Source organism: Sphingomonas sp. GV3, from assembly GCF_031082075.1.
GTDB classification, from domain to species: domain Bacteria; phylum Pseudomonadota; class Alphaproteobacteria; order Sphingomonadales; family Sphingomonadaceae; genus Sphingomonas; species Sphingomonas beigongshangi.
In genome coordinates, this window is record NZ_JARWLE010000001.1 from 463,719 (window position 1) to 489,539 (window position 25,821).

23 protein-coding genes and 1 pseudogene are annotated in these 25,821 nt (G+C 67.0%); 5 read left to right on the plus strand and 19 right to left on the minus strand.

Features of this window, described 5'->3' with window-relative positions; genetic code table 11:
- Nucleotides 1-33: 33 nt before the first annotated feature.
- The 3 genes from RF701_RS02155 to RF701_RS02165 all read right to left on the minus strand — a co-directional run bounded on the left by RF701_RS02155 (nucleotide 34) and on the right by RF701_RS02165 (nucleotide 2,589).
- Nucleotides 34-693 (minus strand): PEP-CTERM sorting domain-containing protein, encoded by a 660-nt coding sequence (locus tag RF701_RS02155; protein ID WP_308813937.1) that lies wholly within the window; start codon nucleotides 691-693, stop codon nucleotides 34-36.
- Nucleotides 694-859: 166 nt separating this feature from the next.
- Nucleotides 860-1,237: a copper-binding protein gene (locus RF701_RS02160; protein WP_308813938.1), complete on the minus strand. Its 378-nt coding sequence runs from the start codon at nucleotides 1,235-1,237 to the stop codon at nucleotides 860-862.
- A gap of 392 nt (nucleotides 1,238-1,629) precedes the next feature.
- Entirely contained in the window at nucleotides 1,630-2,589 is a 960-nt protein-coding gene (locus RF701_RS02165; RefSeq protein ID WP_308813939.1) for a hypothetical protein, read from the minus strand.
- Between the two features lie 259 nt (nucleotides 2,590-2,848).
- Here RF701_RS02165 and RF701_RS02170 point away from each other — a divergent pair, with 259 nt between their 5' ends.
- The 4 genes from RF701_RS02170 to RF701_RS02185 are packed head-to-tail and all read left to right on the plus strand — an operon-like array spanning nucleotide 2,849 to nucleotide 6,052.
- Nucleotides 2,849-3,376 carry a sigma-70 family RNA polymerase sigma factor gene (locus RF701_RS02170; protein WP_308813940.1) on the plus strand — a complete coding sequence of 176 codons (528 nt, stop codon included), beginning with the start codon at nucleotides 2,849-2,851 and terminating at the stop codon, nucleotides 3,374-3,376.
- A 54-nt stretch (nucleotides 3,377-3,430) separates the two neighbouring features.
- The gene (locus RF701_RS02175) at nucleotides 3,431-4,087 is read left to right on the plus strand and encodes a zf-HC2 domain-containing protein (protein ID WP_308813941.1); all 657 of its coding nucleotides are present in this window, start codon (nucleotides 3,431-3,433) and stop codon (nucleotides 4,085-4,087) included.
- A complete protein-coding gene (locus tag RF701_RS02180) occupies nucleotides 4,084-5,352 on the plus strand; it encodes a S8 family serine peptidase (RefSeq protein WP_308813942.1) in 1,269 nt (422 codons plus the stop codon). Before RF701_RS02175 ends, RF701_RS02180 begins: the two co-directional genes overlap by 4 nt.
- Nucleotides 5,288-6,052: a TorF family putative porin gene (locus tag RF701_RS02185; RefSeq protein ID WP_308813943.1), complete on the plus strand. Its 765-nt coding sequence runs from the start codon at nucleotides 5,288-5,290 to the stop codon at nucleotides 6,050-6,052. Before RF701_RS02180 ends, RF701_RS02185 begins: the two co-directional genes overlap by 65 nt.
- A 196-nt stretch (nucleotides 6,053-6,248) precedes the next feature.
- Here the strand turns inward: RF701_RS02185 and RF701_RS02190 are convergent, their stop codons facing one another.
- Complete coding sequence (locus RF701_RS02190; protein ID WP_308813944.1) at nucleotides 6,249-6,896, minus strand: glutathione S-transferase family protein; 648 nt, start codon at nucleotides 6,894-6,896, stop codon at nucleotides 6,249-6,251.
- Between the two features lie 405 nt (nucleotides 6,897-7,301).
- On the opposite strand from RF701_RS02190, the pseudogene RF701_RS02195 reads away from it, so the two are divergent.
- Nucleotides 7,302-7,565: pseudogene (locus tag RF701_RS02195) on the plus strand (SDR family oxidoreductase).
- Nucleotides 7,566-7,625: 60 nt separating this feature from the next.
- On the opposite strand, the gene RF701_RS02200 reads toward RF701_RS02195, so the two are convergent.
- From RF701_RS02200 to RF701_RS02270, 15 genes are all read right to left on the minus strand, one after another.
- Nucleotides 7,626-9,107: a protein adenylyltransferase SelO family protein gene (locus RF701_RS02200; RefSeq protein ID WP_308813945.1), complete on the minus strand. Its 1,482-nt coding sequence runs from the start codon at nucleotides 9,105-9,107 to the stop codon at nucleotides 7,626-7,628.
- Nucleotides 9,108-9,399: 292 nt separating this feature from the next.
- Nucleotides 9,400-9,621, minus strand: a complete 222-nt coding sequence (locus RF701_RS02205) for a DUF5818 domain-containing protein (protein WP_308813946.1) — start codon at nucleotides 9,619-9,621, stop codon at nucleotides 9,400-9,402.
- 37 nt (nucleotides 9,622-9,658) lie between these two features.
- On the minus strand, nucleotides 9,659-9,859 hold the full coding sequence (gene rpsU, locus RF701_RS02210) for a 30S ribosomal protein S21 (RefSeq protein ID WP_308813947.1): 201 nt from the start codon (nucleotides 9,857-9,859) through the stop codon (nucleotides 9,659-9,661).
- 168 nt (nucleotides 9,860-10,027) lie between these two features.
- Nucleotides 10,028-11,080 (minus strand): lipocalin-like domain-containing protein, encoded by a 1,053-nt coding sequence (locus RF701_RS02215; protein WP_308813948.1) that lies wholly within the window; start codon nucleotides 11,078-11,080, stop codon nucleotides 10,028-10,030.
- Nucleotides 11,080-13,593, minus strand: a complete 2,514-nt coding sequence (locus RF701_RS02220; RefSeq protein WP_308813949.1) for an FtsX-like permease family protein — start codon at nucleotides 13,591-13,593, stop codon at nucleotides 11,080-11,082. The genes RF701_RS02215 and RF701_RS02220 overlap by 1 nt, the downstream gene beginning before the upstream one ends.
- The gene (locus tag RF701_RS02225; RefSeq protein ID WP_308813950.1) at nucleotides 13,586-14,269 is read right to left on the minus strand and encodes an ABC transporter ATP-binding protein; all 684 of its coding nucleotides are present in this window, start codon (nucleotides 14,267-14,269) and stop codon (nucleotides 13,586-13,588) included. Before RF701_RS02225 ends, RF701_RS02220 begins: the two co-directional genes overlap by 8 nt.
- Before the next feature lie 49 nt (nucleotides 14,270-14,318).
- Entirely contained in the window at nucleotides 14,319-14,942 is a 624-nt protein-coding gene (locus RF701_RS02230; protein WP_308813951.1) for a methyltransferase domain-containing protein, read from the minus strand.
- 688 nt (nucleotides 14,943-15,630) lie between these two features.
- The gene (gene bktB, locus RF701_RS02235) at nucleotides 15,631-16,815 is read right to left on the minus strand and encodes a beta-ketothiolase BktB (protein WP_308813952.1); all 1,185 of its coding nucleotides are present in this window, start codon (nucleotides 16,813-16,815) and stop codon (nucleotides 15,631-15,633) included.
- A 25-nt stretch (nucleotides 16,816-16,840) separates the two neighbouring features.
- Nucleotides 16,841-19,456 carry a TonB-dependent receptor domain-containing protein gene (locus RF701_RS02240; RefSeq protein WP_308813953.1) on the minus strand — a complete coding sequence of 872 codons (2,616 nt, stop codon included), beginning with the start codon at nucleotides 19,454-19,456 and terminating at the stop codon, nucleotides 16,841-16,843.
- A 273-nt stretch (nucleotides 19,457-19,729) separates the two neighbouring features.
- Complete coding sequence (locus RF701_RS02245; protein WP_308813954.1) at nucleotides 19,730-20,503, minus strand: cyclase family protein; 774 nt, start codon at nucleotides 20,501-20,503, stop codon at nucleotides 19,730-19,732.
- Nucleotides 20,504-20,507: 4 nt separating this feature from the next.
- A complete protein-coding gene (locus tag RF701_RS02250; RefSeq protein WP_308813955.1) occupies nucleotides 20,508-21,434 on the minus strand; it encodes a 3-keto-5-aminohexanoate cleavage protein in 927 nt (308 codons plus the stop codon).
- 10 nt (nucleotides 21,435-21,444) lie between these two features.
- Nucleotides 21,445-22,242 carry a nuclear transport factor 2 family protein gene (locus RF701_RS02255; protein ID WP_308813956.1) on the minus strand — a complete coding sequence of 266 codons (798 nt, stop codon included), beginning with the start codon at nucleotides 22,240-22,242 and terminating at the stop codon, nucleotides 21,445-21,447.
- A complete protein-coding gene (locus RF701_RS02260) occupies nucleotides 22,239-23,756 on the minus strand; it encodes a class I adenylate-forming enzyme family protein (protein ID WP_062126664.1) in 1,518 nt (505 codons plus the stop codon). Before RF701_RS02260 ends, RF701_RS02255 begins: the two co-directional genes overlap by 4 nt.
- Nucleotides 23,757-23,767: 11 nt before the next feature.
- Nucleotides 23,768-24,949 (minus strand): acyl-CoA dehydrogenase family protein, encoded by a 1,182-nt coding sequence (locus RF701_RS02265; protein ID WP_308813957.1) that lies wholly within the window; start codon nucleotides 24,947-24,949, stop codon nucleotides 23,768-23,770.
- A 25-nt stretch (nucleotides 24,950-24,974) separates the two neighbouring features.
- Nucleotides 24,975-25,817, minus strand: a complete 843-nt coding sequence (locus RF701_RS02270; protein WP_062126657.1) for a 3-hydroxyacyl-CoA dehydrogenase family protein — start codon at nucleotides 25,815-25,817, stop codon at nucleotides 24,975-24,977.
- Between the last annotated feature and the right edge of the window lie 4 nt (nucleotides 25,818-25,821).

The following is a 25,821-nucleotide window of genomic DNA, read 5'->3' on the forward strand; positions in this document are numbered from 1 at the left end:
ACTTCTCGCCGCCCGTGAGGTCCGAGATCGCCTTTACTTTAGATGTTGCGCCGGCTGCATCTCTAGCGCACGCGATCGGCGGCGGAGGACCAGCCCGGCAACCAGCATGCCCAGCAACATAGTGGCCCAAGTGGCGGGTTCGGGCACGGCACCCGCCGCCAGTGTCGCATTCTCGGGCGCGAAATCGGTAATTTGATTATTGTTGCCCGTGCCGATCCGCGGCCAAAGGTTGAAGCCATATTGTTCCGGGGTGAAACCGGTGCTGGGGAGTAACGACAGCGCGATCCGTGCGGTGATGATGTTGCCGGCAATGCTGATCAAGTTCGGGTCGAGGACGGTGGCGCCGATCGAACCGGTGCCGTCTTTGCGGAGCGTTATCGCCTGGTTGAAGATGACGTTGCCCTGCCCGATCGAGGCGAATGGCCGGATCGTTCCGGTGCCCGTGTTGACGCCGATGACGTAGATGCCCGCGGTGGTCGGATCGATGTCGCCGGCGAGCACCGCGCCCAGCGTAAAGAATTGGCCGACGTTGCTGTAATTTACAGAGAAGCTTGCGACGTCAAGGTCGGCGAGACGCGGGCCGGCGGTATAGCTGGGAAGGAAATCGCCGATTGCGTCGACAACCGTCGCAGCTTGGGCGGGCGCCGCGAACGTGGCGGTCAATGCTGCGGCGGCGAAGATGATGGTGCGCATGTCTTGCTCCCTGGTCCGAAGGCCGAGCAAGCCGGTCGCCTTGCCCGGGATCGATCCCGTCGAGCTCGAGGCGATCGATCCATGCGTGAGTGTGCCGCAGCGGCAGTAAGGTTCATCCTCAACGATAGATTTACCGACCTGTCGATGGCGGCCATGGCGGCACGCCTCATTCGACGACGATCTCGCCCTTCATGCCGAAGGTCGTACGTAGGAAATGGCTGCAATGGACCTCGTAGCTTCTGGTGGCCGGCGCCGTCAGGCGCAGATCCACCACCTCTCCGCGCCGCAGCGCTACGCCGCCGGCAGCGATCCGGCCCGCGTCCCGCGGGTCGATCGTGGCAGCGGCGAAGAATGCTTTAGCCGTGAAATCATGGCTGCCGCTGCTGCCATTCGAGAGGTGGAGTAGATACCGCTGACCGGCATGCAATACGATGCGCTCGGGCCGGAACCGGAAACTCGACAGTTCTATGTCAATCCGATGGGGAGACTGTCCCTCCGGCACCTGCGCGGCGACCGGGGAGAGACTGAGGATGGTGGTGAACACGATCGATCGAAGTGGCATCGTTCGTTTGTCCTCGGCTTTTTATGCGGATGACCGGTTGGGCACTATTCGGGCTTGAGCGGTTCCGACCACATCTCTGCGGTATGGATGTTGGCCGATTCAGCCACGGACAATTGTCTCGGGGCCTCCGGCCGCGGAAGCATTGGCGCAGGCTGCGCAGCGGTCGCAGGGGCGGCGATCATCCGCGCCGCGGGCTTCGTCGTGCTGCCGGCGATCACCGCGACCGCATCGGACCGCGCCGTTGCCGGGGCGCGATCACAAGCCCCAAGCGACGCGAGTGCGGCAAGAACGAGCAAGTATCGAAGCATTAAACGTCTTTCGAGGGCGGGTTCGACGGGCGCCCCGGTTTCGTGCCGAAGCGCCCGATGGCTGGTTCAGGGGAACATCGGTTTGAGACGCGACGGTTCCGGCACCATGGCCGGAAAGCCGAGGACGGTCGATTGCCCCTTCACCTGGTTCTGCGCCTGGCACTTGTGGGTGCAGATGGTCGGCGGGGGCGCTACCTCGGTCGCATCCTCGCCCGTCACGAAGCCCATGCGGCCACCGCTCGAAACGTCCCAGCGCGATACCATGCCGCAATGGCGCACGATGCCGACACCGCCGCTGCGCGTGGCGATGGTGTTGGAACAGGTCGGATCGTTGACGCGGGTCGCGACCTGGGCGCTGTCGCGCGCGATTAGGCGCGGTGCCGCATCGGAACCGATGTTGATACGCGGGGTGACGGCGATACTGGTGTCCTTGAAGGGTACGGCGTCGCCTTCGCGCGCGCGGAAGTTGGGATTGTCGTAGTAGAAGACGCCCGGCGCGAGCACATGCGTGACGCGCGTCGCGCTGTTGTCGGCGCGCTCGACCTCCATCTGGAAGATGCCGCCCGCCGCGCAATCCTTTGCCTGGATCTGCATAGAAAGGCCCGGGCCGGTGCGGGTCAGCACGATGCTGTCGCCGTCGATCTCGATCGTCACTGCCCCGGTCAGCGAGAGGCCGCGGTGATCGGGTGTCTTTTCCGTCCAGATGACCGTCCGTCGGCCGCCAGTCATGTCCTCCGCGCTGGCCGCGCCGGTGAAGGCATAGTTGCGGATTCCGAAGCTCGCGGCATTCACCTCAAAACTGTTGAAACGCCCCGTCACGACCAGGGTCTGCCCTACGACGGCCGGCTGCGCGGTGGTCTTGAGCCCGTTTGTGCCGATCTGCGCGCCGTTGGTGAACCCACTCACGACGAACCCGCCTCCCGTGCAGCCCTCCGACGTGGCGGCATGCGCCGTTCCCGACACGGCCATCCCAACCATCGTCGCCGCGACGGCGGCCCAGCGCCGGCCCGTGTTCCAATAAGTCACTATGAAATCCCCCGTGTTACGCGCGGCCGATCCCTGCGTCGGTCGCAGGGCTTGAGTGGCCCGCCGCGTCCGTCCGGTTCAACGGTGAGGAAATTTTTGCAGGTATCAGCGGGTTGTGAGCCATTGCCGGCTGATTTGCCTATGCCGATGAACCATTTCCGTATCGGACGGCACTCATCATGGATACGCAGGGGCAACACAGGCAGGCAGGCCGATTTTGGCGAGCAGGGAGAAGGTCACGGCACACGGTGAGGCAGAGTTGCTCGAACGGATTCAGGCGGGCGACCGGCGGGCGTTCGAGGCCCTCTACCGGTCGTATCACAGTCGTCTGAGCCGGTTCCTGCTACGGCTACTGCGACGCCCGCATCTGGTGGAAGAGGTGCTGAACGACACGATGATGGTCGTGTGGCGGCGGCTCGACCGGTTCGACGGGCGCAGCCGCTTTTCGACATGGCTGTTCGGGATCGCGTATCGGCAGGGCTTGGCAGCTTTGCGCAGGCTCGACGAGCCGGTTGACGACGAACGTCAGGATTCGGTTGACGACGCCGCGGCGGGGCCTGGCGCAAGTGCCGAGGCGGCGATGGTTCAGCGAGGTCTGGCGGAAGCTCTGGCGACGCTGTCGCCCGCACACCGAGCCGTGGTCGAACTCACGTACTTCCAGGAGTTCGGATATCGGGAGATCGCAGAGATCATGGACTGCCCGCCCGATACGGTGAAGACGCGGATGTTTCACGCGCGGCGCAACCTGCGCGCAGTATTGCCGGGTGCTCCCGGTGATTGGTATTGAGGAAAGCGCACGGTGGGACAGGTTATCGCGATGCCCAAGGACCAATGCGATGCTGTGGCGCTGCTGCTGCCCTGGCACGCGGCCGGCACGCTGGATTCGCATGACGCGGCGATAGTGGAGCGGCATCTGGCGCAATGCGAGCGCTGTCGCGCCGATCTTGTCGTCGAACGCCGGCTCGTCGACGCGATCGCAGCGGATGGCGTCACGGCCGACGGCGGCTGGTTTGCCCTGGACGCGCTTCTCGACTCTCAGGGCGATAAGGCGGAGCACGAAGAGGCGATCACGATCGCGCCGCTGCCGCCGCGTAGAATGGCGCGTTCCTCACGACGCCGAGGTGCACCGCTGCGCGCGCTGTCGAAGGCAACGACCCTGCGTTGGGTCGTGGGGGGGCAATTCGCGGCGCTGCTTGTCCTCGGGACGATCGTCGCACTACCGCTGGAGCGCGAGGGTCCGTATCGAGCGCTCGGCGAAGCCCCAGCCACTGGGACGCGACCGGGCAACACATTGGCCATGTTCCGCCCAAACCTGAGCGAGGCAGCACTGCGGCGGGCGTTGATCCGTGTGGACGCGCGTGTCGTCGACGGCCCGACCGCAGCCGGCGCCTATGTGCTCAACGTGCCGGGCGGCGCGACCGGCCCGCAGCTCGCGATCTTGCGCGCACAGCCTGGGGTGACCATGGCCGAGCCGGTCGGCGAGGGGGCGGCTGAATGACCCTTCGGCCCGCCATTCTCACATGGTTGGCGCTGATTGCGGTTCCAGAGAGCGGGGCTGCTCAGAGCCGAAACCCTGCGCCGGCCGCGGTGGTTACGCCCCTCACAGCGGACGAGCCGCAATCAGCGAATCCGACCGTCATCGATCGTCGTATATTGGTGATGCTCGACATGCCGTCCGAACATTATCGGCCCGGTTCGGATTACGGCGCGACGGGCGGGTACGGCGATCCGGCCGCGGCGGGCGCGCGCCGACGTCTGGCCGCCCGGATCGCGCGCGACCAAGGACTGACCCTCGGCGACGCCTGGCCGATGCCGGTGCTCGGTATCGATTGCGTCATCATGACGGCGCCGGGTGATGAACCACTGGCAGCCGTGATCGAACGGCTGTCGCACCTGTCCGGCGTCGCCTGGTCGCAGCCTCTGAACGAATTCGTCGCGCGTGGTGATCCGGAACCAGCCAATATGCGCCAGCCGAACGACCGCCTTTTTGCGGCACAGCCCGCGGCACAGGCCTGGCATCTTGCGGACCTTCATCGAATGGCGACCGGCGCCGGGATCAGGGTCGCGGTGATCGACAGCTTGGTAGATGCGCACCACCCCGATCTGACCGGGCGGATCATGGTGGTGCGCGACTTCGTTGGTGCGCCCGCGGCTGGTGCACCGGAAACGCATGGCACGGCGGTTGCCGGGATCATCGCCGCGGATGCGGACAACGGCGTTGGGATCGCCGGCATAGCTCCAGGTGCACACTTGATGGCGTTGCGCGCCTGCTGGCAGCAGACCGTCTCGGCGACCGTCTGCGATTCGCTCAGCTTGGCACGTGCTCTCGTCTTTGCGGTCGAGAACGGGGCGCAAGTCATCAACCTCAGCGTCACCGGCCCCGAGGACCAGCTGATCGCCCGGCTGATCGCCGCGGCGCGGCGGCGCGGCGCCGCCGTCGTGGCCTCTGTCGATCCGCGCACCGGCGCTGGCTTTCCCGCGTCGGCGGCCGGCGTCGTTCGCGTGTCGCAGGAAGGATTGTCGAGAAACGAGCCGGGCGTCTACAACGCCCCCGGTCGCGATGTGCCGACGACGGAACCGGGGGGGCAATGGCATCTGGTGAGCGGCAATTCCTATGCCGCCGCGCATGTCAGCGGCCTCCTGGCGCTCGCCCGGCAAATCGGGCGGACTGATCGTGGCCTGGTTTCGACCCGCCCGGATGGCGGCACGGTGGACGCCTGTCGCACGCTGCTGCGCGCGGGAGCGAAAGGGCGCGGCTGCTGATCGCCGGGCTTTCGGCGCGGCTTTCCTGCTGTGTTTTGGACTGGTCGCGCCTGCAGCCCACGCCGAGCTCGGCTACTCGCTGACCGTCGCGAGCGACGATCGGTTCCGTGGCACGTCGACGAGCGACCATTTGCCGGTCGGCACGCTCGCCATCTCCTACGACGACATCAGCGGCCTTTACGGCGGAGCATCGGCGAGCATCGGTCCGGTTCGCGGTGACGGCGTGCGGGTACTACGAACCGTAGAATTCATAGGGTTCGCGCGGCGGATCGCGCCGATGGTGTCGCTAGACGTCGGAGTCAGCAATCGGCTCTATGACCGCCACGCGACGGTGGAATATGCGCATCGGTTCGCACAATTTTATGCCGGCGTCATCGGGCGGCGGGTGTCATCCCACATCTTCTATGCGCCCGATTACGACGGTTCAGGCAACGCGGCCACTTACGCCCAGGTCGACGCGCTGCTCGTCGAACGCAGGCGCCTGTCGCTCACCGGCCACGTCGGCGCACTGCGCCCGCCCCGCAGCGAACGCTACGGCCGGCCCCTCGAATTCGACTGGCAACTTGGAGCCACGCGCCGGATCGGCGCTCGCTCCTCGATCGGACTGAACTGGGTAGGTGGCGGCCCTGAGGTGGACGAGGAGCGTACCGCGCCGCGATGGCGAGGGACGCTCCTTGTTACCGCAAGCCACAGCTTTTGAGAGGGGACTCCGGCGGTCGCCCTCGTCGACAGGATCGGGGATGCTGGCACCCATGCGTGCGTTCAGCGAGATCGTGCTCGCGCATTGCTTAGCCATAATGGCTTGGTCGTCCTTGGACCCAGTCCATGTGCCTGATGAACGAGCAACCGGAAGCAGATCGCGGGACGATGGAGCACTGCGTCTGCTTGTGCGTCGGCTAGGCTGCGCTCCCGGTGAATATCGCACGCTGAGCATCGAACGCGCGACCAAAGGCGGGTCGCGCTTCGCCTCTTGCGACATAGGAAGCGACCGTCGGCTGCTCGTCCAGAAGCGCTGACCCGCTCAATCGGCGCAGCACCGTCACCATCACGATGTCGGCCGCACAAAAGTCGTTTTCCAGCCAATCGCGATCAGTGAGCCAGCGGGACAGATCGGCAAGCCTTGTCCTCACTCGTTCATCTAGCATTGTGAGGCGCTCGGCATGCCACGGCCGATCTGCCTCGAGCAGCAAGGCCATGCTTCGTTCGACGATCGGCGGCTCGACCGTGCTCTTGGCGGCGAACATCCATGCGATCGCCCGCGCACGGCCTTTGGCATTCTGCGGCAGATGGAGCTGATGGGGCTCGGCAACGTGGAGCACAATAGCAGCGGACTCGAACAGCGAGAGCGTCCCCTCCTCGTATGTCGGAATCTGGCCAAACGGCTGAAGCGCGATATGGCTCGGCTCCTTCATTGCCGCGAAGGAAACGAGCCGCACGTCATAGGGCTGATCCACTTCTTCAAGCGCCCACCGGACTGCCATGTCTCGCGCCAGTCCTTGGCCACGGTCGGGCGATTGCGCAAAAGCGGTGATAGTCGGGATCATGCGGTTCTTCCGGGCAACTTGCGACGTGATGCGTCGGAGGAGGCGTGACGACAAGAACATCGATATGGAACGGGGAGGCCGATGGCAGAGCGCCCGACGCCGCCTCCGGGGGGCATTCCTCGTCCGACTATCAACAGTTCGAGAATCTTGTCCGGCGCGCGACGGGGCTGGTGCCCACCGCAGTGCACGCCGCAGTTCCTGTTCGTCGCCAAAGCCCGATTGCGTCGCGATGCCCTCCAGCGGCGGGTCGGTTTCAAGAAGCCAGCATTGCCGCGAGCAATATGCATTGTGAGATGAACGAACGGCAGGAAGCGAGAAACGACCTGGCAGCCTCGAATGGCCGGGTATGGGTCGAGTGCGTGCATCATAAGCACGGACTTAGCGCAGGCACGGCGTTCCTGAGCGCTGCGCTCCTACGCACGCAGCTGGGCGGCCGAACTCGCACCCCGTGGCATCCGTGTCAACGTCGTCGCGCCGGGACCGACGGACACCGACATGATGGCCGCGGTGTCCGAAGAGATGCGCCAAGCGCTCATCGCCCCCATCCCGCTCGGCCGCATGGCGCGCGTCTAGGAGGTCGCAGCCGCCGCCCTGTTCCTCCTGAGCGACGAGGCCGGCTTCGTGACGGGGGCCGAACTCTGCGTCGATGGCGGCATGCGGCAGGTCTGATCCAACGCCCCCGGACGGACGCCCGCAACGGCTCATCGGTCTTAGGTCGGTTCTCTCCGTTCAGGTGCCGCAGAAGGTCGCTGCGACACGCTCGTGGGGGAGGGGGGGCTGCGCCAGATCCTCGGCCGTCAGCTGCTCGTCGTAGGGCCTCGACAGCACATCCAGCATGCGCCTGAACGGCGCAAAGTCGGCGTCGCTGACGGCGGCCGCGATCATCGCCTCGACCTGATGGTTTCGGGGGATGAGGGCGGGATTGACGGTGTCCATGTGGGCGCGGCGGTCGCCTGCGTCCTGCCGCTCGCGATCCAGACGCAGGCGCCAGTCATCTGCCCAGGCGTCGAAGGCGGTGGGATCGATGAAGAGCGCGCGGGCGGGTTCGTCATCGCCTTCGACTGCCCGTCCGAGCGCGCGGAAGAACAGGGTGAAGTCGACCTGGTTCGCCGTCATGCGGGTCAGCAGGGAGTTGATGAGCTCGACGTCGCCGTCCTCCTCGATAGCGAGACCGACCTTCCGGCGCAGGCCGCCGAAGTAGGCGCGCTCGAAGATGTCGCCGAAGGCGGCGAGCGCGTCCTGCGCCTGTTCGATCGCCGCCTCCTGACCGCCGTCGAGCAGCGGCAGCAGCGTCTCCGCGAACCGCGTGAGGTTCCACTGCGCAATGCGCGGCTGGTTGCCGTAGGCGTAGCGTCCCGCGCGATCGATCGAGCTGAAAACCGTCGACGGATCGTAGACGTCCATGAAGGCGCAGGGACCGTAGTCGATCGTCTCTCCGGCGACCGACACGTTGTCAGTGTTCATGACGCCGTGGATGAACCCGACCAGTAGCCAGCGGGCCACGAGATCGGCCTGTGCCGAGATCACCGCATCCAGAAGCGAACGGTAGCGGTTCTGTGAAACCGCAGCGGACGGATGGTGCCGAGCTATCACATGATCCGCTAGCACCCGGATCGCCTCGACGTCACCGCGCGAGGCGAAGTACTGGAACGTACCCACCCGGATGTGGCTCGACGCGACCCGCGTCAGCATGGCGCCCGGGAGGAGGGTCTCACGGGCGACCGGCTCGCCCGTGGTCACGGCGGCGAGGGCCCGGGTCGTCGGCACGCCCAGCGCCGCCATGGTTTCGCTGACGAGATACTCGCGGAGCACCGGACCGAGCGCGGCCCGACCGTCGCCACCGCGCGAGAACGCCGTGCGGCCGGCCCCCTTGAGTTGAATGTCCCGTCGGCGGCCCTGGCCATCCATGACCTCACCGAGCAGAATGGCGCGCCCGTCGCCAAGCTGCGGCACGAAGTTGCCGAACTGGTGACCGGCGTAGGCCTGGGCGATCGGCTCCGATCCCTCTGCGATGGTGTGGCCGGAGAGCACGTCCAGACCTTCGGCGCTTCTCAGCCAGGCCGCGTCGATGCCGAGATCGGAAGCGAGGCGCTCGTTGAGCTCGATCAGTTGCGGCGAAGGGCTCCTCAGGGGCCGCGCGGCCGCGAAGAACCTGTCGGGAAGCCGTGCGAAGCTGTTGTCGAAGGGCATCGCCATTCTGGCGTCAACCATCTGCGATCCTTGCGGTTTCTTGAAGACGACCCATATCGCGGTTCCTGTTCAACAACGGAAAGGAGGTGGTCGAATGTCTCATTGTCACGTGCCGCAGAAGGCGGATCGTCAGGGCTCGGCCGACCTCGTGGCGGGTCGCAGCCTTTAACGAACCGGCCGTGAGCGGCTGGCAATGGAAGGGCCGCTCCAGCGATGGAGCGGCCCTTCGTGCATCCGCGCGTATCCGCCCGGTGATCCCCCTGGGAACGATGGGCGAGTGGAGATGGCGGACCGAGGGACCGGGCGGCCGCCGCTACGCCGGCGCGACCCCCTCGGCGACGACGGGGTCGCGGGCGACGACGAGGTCGCGGGCGACGAGCGTGCCCCGCAGAAGCACCCGCTTCTCCGCCAGGTCCACCGGGGTGCGCTGGAGCTCCAGTTGATAGCGGCCGCCCGCATCGCGACGCAGGTAGAAGGCGCCTCCGTCACGGATCAGGGTGCCGGTCTCGTCCACGCGGCTGCCGATCGCCGCCATGGGCGCTGCGATCCGGAATGCGCTGGCGGAGCTCCAATCAGCTGTCGCGTTCCATACGCTTGCGGTCGGCCTTGCGCGCCCGGCTGATCGCCGCCGCCCGTTCCCGCGCCCGCTTCTCGGAAGGCTTCTCGTAGTGGCGGCGCAGCTTCATCTCGCGATAGACGCCCTCGCGCTGCAGCTTCTTCTTCAAAGCCCTGAGGGCCTTATCGACGTTGTTTTCGCGAACGGTGATCAGCATGCTGTCGTACCCAGGAGTGTTCGGTGCCTCGGGCCCTCGTTATCGCCGGTCCGGCCCGCTGCCAAGAAATTGGTGACGGCGCGAACGGTGGGTCTCGATGCGTGATCTCGGTGACCGTGCCGACGGTCGAGCGGCATCATGCTCGGGGGGACGCGTCGAGGTCGCGCTCTACATGCGCAACGCCTCCGCGTAGCCGGTCAGCTCGAGATAGCCTCTGCCGCCGGCGGTCCGTACCGCACCTTCCCAGTAGACCGGCTGACCGGCGGCGCGGGCGTCCACCTCCTGATCGGGGAAGACCGGGCGGAGCGGGAAAGAGCGCTCTCCCTCGGGCAGGCGCACGCGCAGGAGCTGGGCCACGGGGTACGTGGCGCCGGTCCTTTTCGAACGCCACCTCGCCGTGGGTGTGAAGACCACGTCGTCCGGTGCGAAGCGGGTCGTCCGCCCGTCGGGTCGGCGGTAGGAGCCCCCGGCCCAGATTTCCCCGCCTCCCTTGCGACGGATGCGGAACGCCATCAGCGCGCCGCCGTCGTCGAGGTTCAGGCCGGTCCAGTCCCAGCCGGCGGCGTCGCGCGCGAGATAGTCGGACGACCACTCGCGATCCAGCCAAGCCTCGCCGACCATCCTCTCGCGCTTGCCGGCTCTGACCACGGATCCAGCGACGGAGAGATGGGGCACGGAATAGTAGTAGCTCGCCTGCTCGGGCCTTGGTCCCTTGCGGCTGTATCCGCTCTGCCCCCGAGCCAGCGGCGGCTGGGTCGGCCGGAACGTCAGGTCGAGCGAGAAACCGCGGCCGCCAACGCGACTGGCGAAACGCCCGTCGGCCAGGCGGCGAAACGTCCAGCCGTTGAGACGCACGTCCGCGTCGCCGGCGGCGGCGCCGGCCAGGCCGAAGCCGGCGCGCGCCGCTCGTTCGGCGTGGAGGATCCGACCCACGTGCGGATCCGACAGTGCGGCATGGGCGAAGATCACCTGACCGGGCGCGAAGCGGCTCGGGTTGCCGGCTCCGGCATGCGGATTGACGCGGAAGAAGGTGACCTGGAATCCGACGTCGCGCCCATCGGAACCCTTTAGCCAGCCGGTGACGTACCACCATTCGGTGCGGAAGGCGGGGTGTGCGCCATGGTCCGCAGGGAAGGACAGCCGGATGCCGGGGCGCACGGCGGGGTAGGGGGAGGGCGCCGCCAATCCGGCCGCCGCGACCGCGCCTAGGAGCACGCGCATCACCAGTCCTCCCGCACGGCCGTGACGGCATCCGCGGCGGTGGCACGTCGTCCGGCCAGCATCGCGGTGAGCGCTGCAGCGCCAGTCAGCGCGGCCGTTACTCCGGCGATCGTGCCCACCGGCCAGATGGTCGTCATGGTCCAGTTGAAGGACTGCGGATTGACGACGTGGATCAGCACCTGGCCGAGGACCGCGCCCAGCAGCGCGCCCGCGATGGCGCCGATCAATCCGAGGAGGGCGCCTTCGCTCGCCAGCATCGAAGTCACCTGCCCGCGCGTCAGTCCAAGGTGGCGAAGCATGCCGAACTCCTTCGATCGTGCTATGGTCTGCGCGGACATCGTCGCCGCCACGCCGGCCAGTCCGACGAGGATCGCCACGGCCTCAAGTACGTATGTGATCGCGAAGCTGCGATCGAACAGCTGCAGCGCGAAGCGGCGGAGCGACGCGGGCTCGGCCACGGAGACTGCGGCCGGCAGCGTCGGCGCCAAGGTGCGCCGCACCGTCGTGGGATCGACGCCCTCGTCGACGATGATCGCCGCCTCGTCGCGTCCGCGATCGCCGGTCAGGCGGACGTAGTCCGCGTCGCGGATGACAAGAGCGCCCTGCTGGCGGGCGTAGTCGCGCCAGACCCCGGCGACCACGAAGCGGGCGCTTCGTCCTCCGATTGGGAGCGTCACTGTGCGGCCTGATGTCCAGCCGTAGAGACGTGCGGCCGGTTCGGACGCCCAAGCCGGAGTCGCACCCGCTGGAACCGGCGCCTCGTCGATCAGCACGAGCAGCGGGTCGCCGTCATCGCCTCGGACCGGACGGGCGATCAAGTTGACCGGTGGTCGATCAGCCGCGACCGTCAGCGGCAGTTGGCGACTGAATGCGACGCGCCGTACGCCTGGCGTGGCGGCGATCCGACGCTGGACCTCGGGGTCGAGGTCGCCGTTCTCCGCGCGCAGGTAGAGGTCCGCCGAGAGGACTTGGCCCAGCCAGCCGTCCACGGCGCCCCGGAAGCTGGTCACCATCGTCGCCATCGCGATCATCAGCGCGGTGGAGGCGACGATGCCGCAGAGCGCGATCGCCGCCTGACCCGGCGCACCCTGCACGTGGCGGATCGCGAGCAGCCGAGGCACGGAAGCGATCTCCCGCCGTCTCCATGGCGAGAGAAGCCGACGGACCAGCCACGGCACGCCCGCGACGCCACCGGCGAGGAGAAGCGCCATGCTGACGAAGCCGAACACCGGCAGTCCGCCGATGGGCGGCAGAAGCGCCGCTCCGCCGCCGACGAGCAGCATCAGCAGCGCGGGACGCCAAGGCACCGGCGTACGGGGGTCGAGCACGTCGCCGACGTTCCTGAGCGCCGCCGCCGGCGCGGCCCGTGCGGCGGCATGCGCGGGCAGGACGCTGCCCAGGAGAGCCGCGGCCAGACCGAGCGCGAAGAAGCTCGCCGCCGCAACCGGCTGGAACACGACGTCCTTCGTTCCCGAGCCGAAGTAGCCGCCGCCCAAATCACCGCCGAACAGCCGGAGCGCGGCCGCCGCCATGGCGTAGCCGGCCGCCAGGCCGAGGCTCGCACCCGCGATGCCGATGACCAGGCCCTCCAGCGCCACCGCGGCGATGATGCCGGTGCGCGGCAGCCCGAGGGTGCGTACGAGCGCGAAGGCGCGCAGCCGCCGCGCCACGGAGAGCGTCTGTGCCGAGAAGACCAGGAAACCGCCGGTCAGCAACGCCACGAGCGCGAGCATGTCGAGGTTGACGCGATATGCCCGGCTGAGCGCATCGCCCTGTCGGGCCTGGCTCTCACCAGAGACGATTGTGGCATCGGCCCCGAGCAGGCCGGGAAGCGTCCGTTCCGCGACGCCGCGATCGTCCAGCTTCAGGTCGAGCCGATCGAGCCGGCCGAGCCTTCCGAACCGCCACTGCGCCCCCGCGATGTCGATCGTGCCGAGTGCCTGGCTTTCGGGAGCACCGGGCAGCGTTCCGGCGATGAGCAGATTGGCGGTGCGGCCGTTGGCGGTGACCGGGACGCGGTCACCGACCTTGACGCCGGTGGCCCTCAGGGCGGCTCGCGACATGAACACAGCGTCCTCGGCGAAGACGTCGTCACTTCGTGCGTCGGGGCCGGACGGCCGTGTGCCTACCAGGCTCGGGGTGACCGCCGCGGCTCGTATGACGTCGAGGCCGAGCAGCGTGAACCGCCCGGGGCCTATCCGAGCGGACAGGCTGATCACGGGGCTCGCGTCCCCCACGCCGGACGCGGTGGTGATCCGGGGATAGAGCCGTTCGTCGAAGCCCAGCGGCGTGCGGGCGCGGACCTGAAGGTCGGCGGCGCCGTTCACACCGGTCACGGCCTGTTCGAACGAGGTCAGTGCGGAGCCGTTCACGAGGTGCACGGCGAAGCCGAGCGCTACGCCCACGGCGATCGCCAGGGCGGTGGCGACGAAGCGGCCGGGATGCCACCGCCATTCGCCAAGGACCAGCCACGCCAGCGCGAGACGCGATCGAAGAAGGCCGGTCTCAGCCATTCACCGACCGTGCCTGATTGATCAGCCCGTCCGCGGTCAGCCGGAGTACGCGATCAGCCACGGCGGCGGTGGCCGAGGAATGGGTCACGATCACGGCGGCCGCGTTGCGCGAGCGAACCGCGCGTGCGAACAGGTCGAGCACGCGGGCAGCGGTGTCGGGGTCGAGGTTGCCGGTGGGCTCGTCGGCGAGGATCACCGCCGGGCGGTGGACGAGCGCGCGGGCGATCGCGACGCGTTGCAGCTCGCCGCCCGACAGGTCGCGGGCGTAGTCGTCGCCCCTTTCGGCGAGCCCGACGTCGTCCAGCATCTCACGCGCGTGCGCTCTGGCGGCGGCGCCGTCCGGCGAGATGAGCGCGAGGGGAAGGGCGACGTTCTGCTCGAGCGTGAGATAGGGGAGGATGTGGAAGGCCTGGAAGACGAAGCCAATCCGCTCTCGCCTCAGTCGAGTGCGCGCGGTCTCGTCCAGAGGACCGAGCGCGGTGTCCTCGATGCGGACCTCGCCCGCATCGGCATCGTCGAGACCGGCGAGGATGTTGAGAAGGGTCGACTTGCCGACGCCGGACTCGCCTGTGACGGCGACGAGCTCGCCTGGACCAACCGACATGGAGAGGTCATGGAAGAGCCGTCGTCCGGGGCCGACCGCCTTCGTCAGTCCTCGGGTCTCGATCGCGTGCATCGCCGTTGAACGGTCTCACGTCGTCTTCGGTCCGGGTTGCCATGATTGGTCAGGCGCGGGCCTCCACGACGATCAACGGATCGCCGCTTGTTCCGTCCGCGAGCACCAGCGCTTCGACGGCGGCGAAGCCCGCCTTCTCAAGGTACAGGGTGATCAGAGCGGCCTGACCTCGCATGTCCAATGAGCGCCAGACGGCGACCGCCTTGGTGGGGAAGCAGCGGTTCGAGTAGCTGGCGACCACGCGGCCGCCGGATCGGAGGACGCGCCGCACCTCGCGAAATACCGACAGCGGTCGTTGCAGGTACTGTACGCCCACGCAGATCAGAACGGCGTCAAACGCGTCGACCGGTTCGGAGAGAATGGGATCGCGGTTCAGGTCCTGGACGAACCAGCGGCCGAGACGGGGATTGGCTGCGAGCTCATCCGCGTTCATACCGTGGCCCACGACTTCGAGATCGAGACCTTCCGGCAGGGGGCTGACCCAGCTCGACATCAGGTCAAGGACGCGGTCTCCCGGTTCGAGCAGCGAGGCGTAGTGACGGGTGAGGGCGGCGACGGCACCGGCATCGATGTGCGTGACGAGACGCGGCGGCGCGTAGAAGCCGAGGTCGGCTCCATCGTCCTGCTTGTCGAAGGCTCGCGCGGGCAGCCCGAGTTCGTCGGCCTCGTTCACCGTCGAAGGCTCCGGCTACATTTGGGGCGCAGTGCCGGGTCGCAGGGGGCTTCAGTGATGGTCATGATGATGTTGGCGACTTCCATCATCCAACGAAGCTCGCCGTGAAGTCGCGTTCCCTGATTTTGGGGGCAACCTAGCTCTACTCGCCGCAGCAACGAAAGTCCGCCGCTAGGACAGATGATGTCCACGTCGAGGAAATGGGACGTTCGAAAGCCTGCAAGACGTTTAGAAGCTCGCATCCTTGCGTCCGATCGTTGCCGGCAGACTTTGGGGGTGCCAGTCCTTGGTGGAAAGCGGAATGGCCGCTTTAGGATTTCGGCCGATCTAAACGCCCGTTTGGTCACGCGGTCGAGCGGGGCACCCGGACGCCGGCCGTTGGTACTAAGCGGCATGGCTGCTTTCAGGTGTCGGCCCTGAAAAAGCGCAATTTCGTTGATCTGGCAGGTAGGTGGCTGACGACTAGAATAGATAAAAGGCGCCTGTTCGCTTCCGGGCGACTTATCCAATGGCCTGACGGCTTCTTGATTAATAGAATAGAATGCGGTCACCCACAAATCATCGTGGACGGTGTGCCTTTTTAAAGCGATGGCCTAAGCCTCAAAATTTCACTCGGCAGCAAAGCCCTATCGTGCGCGTGAGTTATGAACGGTCAGTGTCATAAGGCTGTAACACCGCGTCACTTCGTTTAATTGACCTCACGTTCGATCACCATTGCGACGCCCTGCCCTCCTCCGATACACATAGTGACTAAGGCATAATGGCCGTCCATCCTTTGAAGTTCGTAAAGCGCCTTGACCGTCAAGACTGCGCCGGTCGCGCCGACGGGATGGCCGAGAGAAATGCCCGATCCGTTGGGGTTGACCCTCGCCGGGTCGAAGCCGAGCGACCGTGCAACCGCGCACGCCTGTGCCGCAAAAGCTTCGTTTGATTCGATGACGTCGATCTGGTCGAGCGAGAGGCCGGCCCGCTCAAGGGCGATGGGCACCGCCTCGATCGGCCCCAGGCCCATGTGGCTGGGCGCGACGCCGGCATGGCCCCAGCCGAGGATGCGCGCCATCGGTGTAAGGCCACGCGCCGCCACCGCAGCGGCCGAGGCGAGGATCACGGCGGCGGCGCCGTCGTTGATGCCCGACGCGTTGCCTGCGGTGACGGTGCCCTCCTTCTGGAAAGCGGGGCGAAGGGCAGCCATCGCGGAGAGGTCCGCGTCGGGGCGGACATGCTCGTCGAACGCGAAGGGCCGGGTGCCGCGACCATGTTTGACCTCGATCGGCAGGATCTGCGTATTGAAGCGTCCCTCCGCCTGCGCCTGCGCAGCCCGGCGATGGCTCTCGACGGCGGCGGCGTCCTGATCGGCGCGGGTGATGTGATAGTCGCGCGCGACATTCTCTGCGGTGATGCCCATGTGATAGCCGTCGAGCGGATCGCTCAGCACCTCGATCAGCGCGTCGGCCATCACGACCGGTCCCATCTTCTGCCCAAAGCGTGCCGCCGTGACGTGATGGGGGGCGCGGCTCATCACCTCGGCGCCACCGGCGGCGGCGATGTCGACCTCGTCGAGTGCGATCATCTTGGCCGCCGCGACGATCGCCTCCAGCCCCGATCCGCACAGGCGGTTGAGCGTCAGCGCGGGCACCCGCACCGGGACGCCGGCCTTCAGCGCGGCGACGCGGGCGAGATAGGCGTCCTTCGGCATCGTCTGGATCACCTGGCCCATCACCACATGGCCAACATCGTCGGGTGTCAGCCCGGCGCGGTGAACCGCCTCGCCGATCACCGCGGCGCCGAGATCGGCGGGCGCGTGATCCTTGAGGCTGCCGCCGAACGTGCCGATCGCGGTGCGCACGCCGGCGACGATGTAGATGGGTGCCAAAGCGTTTCTCCCGTTGCCGCCCCGATCAGTAGCGGAAGCTGGCCTGTAGCAAGACCTCGCGCCCACGCGCCACGACGCCGCGCTGTTCGCCCTGCGTCAGCGGAACGCTGGTGCCGCCGGTGCGATCGCCCGCGAACAGCAGATAATATTTGTTGGTGAGGTTGCGCCCGATCAGCGACAGTTGCCACCGGCCGTCGTCGGCGCCGATGCGGGCGCTGGCGTTGAACCGCCAGAACGCGTCTTGGCGCGACGCGGGCGCGAAGGCGTCGCTGGCGTAATAGCTCGAACTGTAGAAGGTGTCGCCGGTGAGGCCGAATTCGAGGTCGCGGTTCGTCGGCACGTTCAGCTCGAAGCCGGCGTTGCCGGTGACGTCGGGCGAGCGGGCCGGCGCGCGACCGTCGAGCACCTGTTGCAGGACCGGCGTGCCCGCTGCGGTGAGCTGGCGATTGCCGGCGGCATTGGTGACGAACGAGCATCCCGGCGGCGCGGCGGCGGTCAGCGCAACCGCAGCAGGAATCGTGTAGCCGTAGCACTGGCCGGTATAGTCGCGGAACCGGTTATGGACATAGGCCATCGCGCCGTGCAGCCGCAGCATGCGCGTGGCGTCGAACGACGCCTCCAGCTCGGCGCCGCGCTGGCGCACCTGCCCGGCATTGCTGATCTGGAAGCGGATCGTGCTGGCGTCGTATTGGGTGACCTGGAGGTTACGGAAGTTGTAGTCGAACGCCGAGGCGGTGAGCCGCAGCCGGCGGTTGAACAGCTCGCCTTTCGCGCCCGCCTCGACCCCCTTCACCGTTTCGGAACCGAAGTCGATATCGGCAAGTGTCGTGCTGGTCTGGATCGGACTTGTGATACCGAACCCACCCGATTTGAAACCGGTCTTGTATGCGACGTAGAGCGTCGAATTGGCGACGGGGTGATAGGACAAGGTCGCCTCGGGCGACACATTGTCGTCCTTGAACCGACCCGCGAGGATGCCGGGTGTGGGGTCGGTCGACCCCGGAAACACGGTATTCGCCGTGTTGAACCGGCCGAGCGCGGTGTTGACGCCATAGAGGTTCTGGTTGCGGGTCAGCTTTTTTTCCGACGTGTAGCGCCCGCCGGCGGCGAGCTCGAGCCGCGGCAGGATCAGCCAGGTTGCCTGCGCAAAGGCGGAATAGGTCTTACCGGTGAGATAGGCGTCCTTGATGTAGGTCGTGACCTGGTCGGCTGCGGCATTGTAGCTGAGGTCGGCGCGGAAATTGGTATTATTGAACAAGGCGTCGCGCGTGCTGCCGTAGAAGGCGCCGAAGAGGAAGTTGACCGGCCCGTCGAGCTTGGTCAGCAGGCGGAATTCCTGGCTGAAGCTCTCGTAGCTTGTATTTTCATAGGTGGTCAGCGCGTTGTCGACGGTGTGGGTCAACCCTGAGACGCTGCGATAGCGGTTGAAGATGCGCCCGGTCAGCGACGACAGCGTGAAGGCGTCGGAGTCGTATTTCATCACCAGCGACGCGGTGTAGGCGACGTTGACGCCGCGCGAGCGGTTGTCGCCGTGCAGTTGCGGGATGCGGTTAGCGATCGCGGGCACGATATTGCTGAAGCTGGTCTGGTTGTCGGCACGGCAATCGCCGAACGGATCGACGACCCCGAACGAGCGTGGCCGCCCGTCGCTGCACGGGCCGATATTCTGCGAGAAGGATCCGCCGCCCTGGTCGTGCGCGAGCAGCGCGAACAGCTTGGCGGTCGCCGAGAAATTGCTGACCGGTTTGTATTCCAGCGTCACCCGGCCCATCGTCTCGTCATCGCCGACACGGCGGTCGGGCGCGCCGGGCAGCGTGCCGGTCGAGGCGGGCAGCGCCGCGGGGAAGAACGGGTTCGGCGCGACCTGCGCGTTGTTGTACAACCAGCCCTTGGCATCGCGATACTTGATCGCGACGCGGCCACCCAGCGTGTCGGTGATCGGGCCGGACACATGGCCTTCGCCCGACACCTCGTCCGCGACGAATTCGTAGCCGACGCGGCCGCCGACCTCGAACCGGTCGGTGGGGCCGGCGGTGGTGATTGAGATCACGCCGGCCGGGCTGTTCTTGCCGAAGAACAGCGCCTGCGGACCTTTCAGCACCTCGACCTGCTGAATGTCGAAAAAGCCCAATGTCGCGACGCGGCCTGACGACGACTGGATACCGTCGATCGCCACGGATACGGGTTGTTCGTAGCCGACCTGCGTCGGCGGCGAGCTGATGCCGCGGATCGCGATCGAACCGCCGCCGATCGTGCGATAGTTGCTGACGATCACCGTGGGCGTCAGTTCGCCGATCTTGGTGAGGTCGGTCGCATTGTATTTGCCGATGTCGGCCGCGGACAGCACCGAGACGGCGACGGGCACGTCGAGCAGCCCTTCCTTGCGGAGGCGGGCGGTGACGACGATGTCGCCGCCGGCGTCGAGCGGCGCCGGCGTGGTGGCCTGATCCAGCGGACGGGGCGCGGCGGACTGGGCGGCAGCGGCTGGAAAGGCCGGCTCCGAAGTCGCGTCGGGTGCAGGGACGGGTGTTGCGGCGGCTGCCATCTTGGTCTGCGCCGCTGCGGTGCCTGCCATCAGTGCCGGCATGGCTACCGCTGCCAACGCAGCGAAACGGACCGATCGATATGAACGAACCCTCATGTCATCCTCCTCCAGCGCGGCGCGTCTGTCCGGCGCGATCTCCAGCTTTGGATGATCCGCCAGCACCGCTGGCCGGAATGAAGCGATCGACTCCATTTCCGACGATGGAAAGCTACGCTTGGGGGCGATGTATTGTCAACATTGTTGTTGACTGATTCTATAGCGATATTCTCCGGTATCGTGACAATATACGAAGCGACGTCCCCATCGTGGGACGCGGGGGTCGTATGATTGTCCACGATAGTGTTGATAATGTTCCTGCGATGCCGGCGGCTAGTCGAGGATAGCGACGGCCCGCGTCCATCCGGCCGAGGCCGCGCGGACCTTGACGGGGAAGCAGGCGATCGTGAACCCGGTCGCGGGCAGCCGTTCGAGGTTGTGCAATTTCTCGATGTGGCAATAGCCGATCGTGCGACCGGCCTTGTGCCCTTCCCAGATCAGCGCGGCATCACCGCTCGCGGCATAAGCGGCGGCGGTGTGGACGAAGGGGGCGTCCCAGCTCCAGCCGTCGGTGCCGGTGACACGCACCCCGCGCGCGGTCAGGTACAAGGTGGCGTCGCGTCCCATGCCGCAGCCGGAGGCGATATAATTGTCGTGCCCGAACCGTGCGCCGGCGCGCGTGTTGACGACGACGATCTCGAGCGCGGACAGCGTATGGTCAATCCGCGCGAGTTCCGCCTCGACATCGGCGGCGGTGACGACATAACCATCGGGAAAATGGCGGAAGTCGAGCTTCACGCCGGGCTGGAAGCACCAGTCGAGCGGCACTTCGTCGATGGTGATCGCGCGGCGGCCGCCATCCATGGTCGAGGCGTAATGGTATGGCGCGTCGAGGTGCGTGCCATTGTGCGTGGTCAGGTTCACCCGCTCGATCGCCCACGCCTCGCCATCAGGCAGGTCGGCGGCGGCCAGCCCGGGGAAGAAGCCGAGAAGGCCCGGCACCGATGCGGCATGGTCGATATAGTCGATCGACGGGCCGTAGCCGGGGGGATCGGACAGGACGTCGTTTTCGAGAAAGACCGACAGGTCGAGGATCGTACGGGGCATGATATCAGAACTCCACCCGGTCGCCACCCTTGAGGCCGAGCGTCGCTCGCACCTCGGTCGGGGTGGCGGGTTCGTGTCCCATCTCGGCAAGGATGCGGACGATCTTGGCGACCTGTTGCGCGTTCGACGTGGCGGCGACACCGCGTTCGATGAAAAGGCTGTCCTCCAGCCCGACGCGGACGTGGCCGCCCATCAGCGCCGCCTGCGTCAGGAACGGCATCTGGTGCCGCCCCGCCGCCAGCACCGACCATTGATAGGCGTCGCGGCCGAACAGGCGATCGGCCGTCGCCTTCATGAACATCAGGTTCTCGAGGTCGGGACCGATGCCGCCGAGGATGCCGAAGATCATCTGGATGAAGAACGGCGGTTTGACGATCCCCGCATCGACGAAATGCGCGAGGTTGTAGAGGTGGCCAACGTCGTAGCATTCATGTTCGAACTTCGTGCCGCGTTCGCGCATCGTCGTGATGATGCCTTCTATGTCGCGGAAGGTATTGCGGAAGATATAGTCGTCGGAATTGAGGACATAGTCCTTCTCCCACGCATGTTTCCACGTCGCGATCCGCCGGCCCGCGCCATGGAAGGCGAAGTTGATGCTTCCCATGTTGAGCGAGCACATCTCGGGCGCGAAGCGGGTCGCGGCGGCCAGCCGGTCGGCGAGCGGCATCGTCGCCGAGCCGCCGGTCGTTAGGTTGACGACCGCGTCGGTGCGCTGGCGGATGACCGGCAGGAAGCGCGCATAGACATCGGGATCGCCGGTCGGCTGCCCCGTCTCGGGCACCCGGGCGTGGAGATGGAGGATCGCGGCGCCGGCCTCCGCCGCGTCGATCGCCTGGGTGGCGATCTCGTCCGGCGTCACCGGCAGCGCGTCCGACATGCTGGGTGTGTGCGCGCCGCCGGTGACGGCGCAGGTGATGATGACCTTGGCCATGTCAGCCCTTTCATCCGCGGTGTCGGTTGATCAGGTCGCGGTGCAGGCCCAGACGGTCGCCCGACACCTGCGCCCGCGTCACCCGGCCCTCGGCGGTATCGATCATCGCTGCCAGCCGCAGGACAACGGGCTCGCCCACCAGCGCTGCATCGATGTCGGTAAAGCCGCCGGTGTAGCGGCCGTCGCAGACGATGTGGCATGCCGCGCGCGGCCCTGCGGTGAAGAGGTGCGAGAGCGTCGCCGTCTCGACCGCGACCAGATCGTCAAAGGACGGACCGTCGACCAATACCGCTTCGGTCGCCGGATCGGTATGCCATCGCGGCAGCCAGTCGCGCACGATTGCGTCGGTATCGGTGTCGGGCGGCAGGACGGGGCGGTCCCAGGGCGCGAGCGCGGGCGGTTCAACCGGATCGGCGATACCGCTCTTCAACTGGCGTTTGCGCGCGAAATAATCCTCCTCCGCCCAACCGTGAGACAGGCGATCGCCCGCCAGGCGGAACAGCGTGATCCCGCGCCACGCCGCCATGCGGCCGTCATCGCGCAGGGAGGCGCCGTGTTCGGTGAAGCGCATCGCCACGCCCTCGGTCCCAAGGATCGTGTCGTGGACAGTGACGGTGAGGCCGGGGAACTGGTCGAGCTGCGCCACGGTCGCGGGCAGATAGCGGTCGTCGCGCCCGTCGAAGAGATGGCCGCCGATCGACAGGCGATAGGCGGGATCCATCACCCAGGCGACGGCGGAGGGATCGTGCGCGGTCAGGAAATCGATCGCGAACCCGCGCAGCGCGCGCGCCTGTGGCGACGGCGTCATGCCGCACCCTCGCGGTTACTATCGAGCGCTCGCAGGTCGTTCTTCAGGATCTTGCCCGAGGCGGTCTGCGGCAGTGCGCCGACGAAGCGGATCGAGGTCGGGCATTTGTAATGCGCGAGGCGCGTGCGGGTATAGGCGATCATCTCTGCCTCCTGCGGGTCGGCACCGACGCGGGGCACGACATAGGCGCGCGGCGTCTCGCCCCATTTGGGGTGCGGCACGCCGATCACGGCGACCTGGCCGACATCGGGATGCGCGCCGAGCACGTTCTCGATCTCGGTCGGATAGACGTTCTCGCCACCCGACACGATCATGTCCTTGTAGCGATCGTGGATGAAGACGAAGCCGTCTGGATCGCGATAGGCGGCGTCACCGGTCCTGAGCCAGCCATCGGGCGTCACGGCCGCGGCGGTGTCGTCGGGCTTGCGCCAATAGCCCAGCATGACCATTCCCGACCGAATGCGGATTTCGCCGACCTCGCCGACGCCGACCGGGCGTTCGGTTGCGGGATCGACCAGCGCAAGCTCGACCCAGGGCAGGGGCTTGCCGCACGAACGCAGCCGGTCTGGCGTCGGGCCGTCGGGATCGTGCTCGGCGGGGGGCAAGGTAATGACGGTGCCCGCGGTTTCGGTCGCGCCATAGGCATGGCTGAACTCGCAGCCGAACAGCGCCAGCGCACGGCGCAGCAGCGGCTCGCCGATCGGTGCGGCGCCGTATAGGATGCGGCGCAGCCCCTTGGGCGCCACGCCGCCCGCCTCGACATGATCGACCAGCCGCTGCACCACCGTCGGCACGAAGAAGGCGTGGGTGACGTGATGCTGGTCGATCGTCGCGGCGATGCTCGCAGGATCGAGCCGGTCGAGCAGCACCGTATGACCGCCCTGGCTCAGCGCCATCATGCCATAGCCGATGCCGCCGATATGGAAGAGCGGCATCGCCACGAGGTTGACGCTGTCCGACGTGAAATCCCACGCCTCGCGCGCCATCTGCGCGACATAGGACAGGTTCGCCTGGCTGATGAGCACGCCCTTGGGCAGGCCCGTCGTGCCCGACGTGTAGAGTAGCAGCGTCGGCGCATGTAAATCGACGGCGATGTCGGGCAGCATGGGCGACGCAGCGTCGCGCAGTGTGGCGAGCGTTACGAGGTCGATCTTGTTGACGATCCCGCCCGCGACCTTGTCGGCCAACCTATCCTGCACCAGCAACAGCGTCGGTTCGCCATCGGCCAGGATCGTGGCAATCTCGCCCGCCGCCAGCCGCCAGTTGAGCGGCATCATGATCGCGCCGATCTTCGCGCAGGCATAGGCCAGTTCGTAGAAGACCGTGCCCGTATGCGACAGCAGTGCGACCCGATCCCCCTCCGTGACGCCGTGTGCGAGCAGCACGTTCGCCAGTTGCGTGCTGCGCCGGTCGAGGTCGGCGAAGGTCAGCCGCTCATCCTCGCAGGCGAGGCACGGCGCTTCCGGCGTCGCGGCGGCGAACCGGCGCATCAGCGCGAGCAGGGTCGGCTGCATCGCTCGGCCCCTCAATAGCTCTTGGGCAGCCCGAGGCTGTGTTGGGCGACATGGTTCAGGATCATCTCGCGACTGACCGGCGCGGTCTTGTGCAGGCGGGCAATGAACCACAGGTCGGCGAGGCCGTATTCGTAGCTGAGGCCGTTTCCGCCATGCACCTGGATCGCCTGGTCCAGCGCCTTCAGCGAGGCGTCGGCGGCGGCGAATTTGGCCATGTTCGATGCCTCTGCCGCGTCCTCCTGCAGGTCGAACAGCTGCGCGGCGCGGGCGTTGAGCAGGCGTGCGGCCTGGACGTGGACATAGGCTTCGGCGAGCGGGTGCGAGACGCCCTGATGCTGCCCGATCGGCACGCCCCACACCGATCGATCGCGGGCATATTGCGCCGCCTGGTTGAGCGCGAACCGCGATATGCCGTTGTTGATCGCCGCAGCCGATATGCGTTCGGGGTTCAGCCCGACGAACACCTGCTTCAAGCCCGCCCCACGCCGACCGATCAGTGCGCCGGCATCGAGCGCGATGTTGTCGTAGAAGGTCGTGAATTGCTTCTCCGGTGTCATTACCGCGGCCTCGATCGGCTGGTAGCTCAGCCCTGCGATGTCGGTCGGCAGCAGGAACAGCGACAAGGCGGAGCGGCCGTCGCCCGTTTCCATCTCGGGATCGCGCGCGACGACCATCACCGCGTCCGACACGTCGATCCCCGACGTCCAGTATTTGGCACCGTTGAGCAGGAAGCCGTCGCCGTCCGACACGACCTGGGTCTTGACCTTGTGGGTGTTCGATCCCGCGTCGGGCTCGGTGATCGCAAAGCAGATTTTCCTGGTGCCCGCCGCGATGCCGGGCAGCCATTCGGCCTTCATTTCGGGCGTGCCATGGGTGGTGATGATCGGCGCGGTGATCGAGTTGATGACCAGTTGCAGCATCGGGCAGCCCTGGGCTGCGCACTCCTCGACTACGACATTATAGTCGGCGACCCCGCCGCCGCTGCCGCCGAATTCCTCGGGGATGTGGACGCCCAAAAACCCCGCCGCGCCGAGTTCGGCCCATAGAGCCTCGGGCTCCTCGCCGCGCTTCACGCAGTCCTGGTAATATTTGCGCCCGAATTTGCTGACCAAGCGGCCGACGCTCTCGCGCAATTCGCGATGGTGATCGGCGGTATCGACCAGAGGCGAGAAGAACATGGGCTGTGCAGACATGCGGGCGCTTTCGTTAAAAGGGTGGTCAGGCGGGCCAGTCGAAGAAACCGCGGCCAGTCTTGGCGCCGAGGCGACCCTCGGCGACCATCGCCGCGAGCAGGGCAGGGGGGGCGAAGCGGGGGCCATGCGCGGCCGCCAACGTGCGCGCGACCTCAAGCCGGACGTCGAGGCCGACGATGTCGCTGAGCCGCAGCGGCCCGACCGGGTGGCGGTACGCCAACACGGCGGCGCGATCGATATCCTCGGCGCTGGCGACGCCATCCTCCAGCATCCGCATCGCCTCGAGCGCGGCGGCGAAATCGAGGCGGCTGGTCGCGAAGCCGGGCACGTCGCGGACGGTGATCGTCTCCTTGCCGATCGCAGTGCCGAACGCCCGCGCCTGCGCCAGCGCGGCGTCGCTGGTGGCGGTGCCGCGGACGATCTCGAGCAGCTTGATCGACCAGACGGGGTTGAAGAAATGGAGGCCGAGGAACGTCGCGGGATCGCGCACGCTCTGGACCAGCGTATCGATCGACATCGCGCTGGTGTTAGTCGCGAGCAGGTGTGGCGTGCGGGCGGCGGCGCGCGCGAGCACGTCGCGCTTGAGGTCGAGGCGTTCGGGGACGGATTCGACGACCAACGGCAGGCCGGCGTCCAGCGCCTCGACCGTCGCGACGCGGATGACGCGCCTTGCGACCGCTTGCGCGGCATCGGCGTCGAGCTTGCCGCGCGTCACCGCGCCGTCCAGCGTTGTGGCGATCGTCCGCGTCATCGTCTCGGCGCGCGCGGCATCGGGTTCGACGACCTGGACGGTGCCGCCGGCCAGCGCCGCGACATAGGCGATGCCGACGCCCATCGTGCCACCGCCGATCACGGCCATATCCTGCATCACG

Excerpts from the sequence above, each read along its gene's own strand:
- RF701_RS02200 (WP_308813945.1), bottom strand. The coding sequence starts at position 9,107 with ATGGTTGACGCCAGAATGGCGATGCCCTTCGACAACAGCTTCGCACGG.
- RF701_RS02155 (WP_308813937.1), bottom strand. The coding sequence starts at position 693 with ATGCGCACCATCATCTTCGCCGCCGCAGCATTGACCGCCACGTTCGCG.
- RF701_RS02265 (WP_308813957.1), bottom strand. The coding sequence starts at position 24,949 with ATGTCTGCACAGCCCATGTTCTTCTCGCCTCTGGTCGATACCGCCGAT.
- RF701_RS02180 (WP_308813942.1), top strand. The coding sequence starts at position 4,084 with ATGACCCTTCGGCCCGCCATTCTCACATGGTTGGCGCTGATTGCGGTT.
- RF701_RS02205 (WP_308813946.1), bottom strand. The coding sequence starts at position 9,621 with ATGGCGGCGATCGGCAGCCGCGTGGACGAGACCGGCACCCTGATCCGT.
- RF701_RS02225 (WP_308813950.1), bottom strand. The coding sequence starts at position 14,269 with ATGCACGCGATCGAGACCCGAGGACTGACGAAGGCGGTCGGCCCCGGA.
- RF701_RS02260 (WP_062126664.1), bottom strand. The coding sequence starts at position 23,756 with ATGCAGCCGACCCTGCTCGCGCTGATGCGCCGGTTCGCCGCCGCGACG.
- RF701_RS02255 (WP_308813956.1), bottom strand. The coding sequence starts at position 22,242 with ATGACGCCGTCGCCACAGGCGCGCGCGCTGCGCGGGTTCGCGATCGAT.
- RF701_RS02190 (WP_308813944.1), bottom strand. The coding sequence starts at position 6,896 with ATGATCCCGACTATCACCGCTTTTGCGCAATCGCCCGACCGTGGCCAA.
- RF701_RS02220 (WP_308813949.1), bottom strand. The coding sequence starts at position 13,593 with ATGGCTGAGACCGGCCTTCTTCGATCGCGTCTCGCGCTGGCGTGGCTG.
- RF701_RS02270 (WP_062126657.1), bottom strand. The coding sequence starts at position 25,817 with ATGCAGGATATGGCCGTGATCGGCGGTGGCACGATGGGCGTCGGCATC.
- rpsU (WP_308813947.1), bottom strand. The coding sequence starts at position 9,859 with ATGCTGATCACCGTTCGCGAAAACAACGTCGATAAGGCCCTCAGGGCT.
- RF701_RS02215 (WP_308813948.1), bottom strand. The coding sequence starts at position 11,080 with ATGCGCGTGCTCCTAGGCGCGGTCGCGGCGGCCGGATTGGCGGCGCCC.
- RF701_RS02245 (WP_308813954.1), bottom strand. The coding sequence starts at position 20,503 with ATGCCCCGTACGATCCTCGACCTGTCGGTCTTTCTCGAAAACGACGTC.
- RF701_RS02240 (WP_308813953.1), bottom strand. The coding sequence starts at position 19,456 with ATGAGGGTTCGTTCATATCGATCGGTCCGTTTCGCTGCGTTGGCAGCG.
- RF701_RS02185 (WP_308813943.1), top strand. The coding sequence starts at position 5,288 with ATGGCGGCACGGTGGACGCCTGTCGCACGCTGCTGCGCGCGGGAGCGA.
- RF701_RS02250 (WP_308813955.1), bottom strand. The coding sequence starts at position 21,434 with ATGGCCAAGGTCATCATCACCTGCGCCGTCACCGGCGGCGCGCACACA.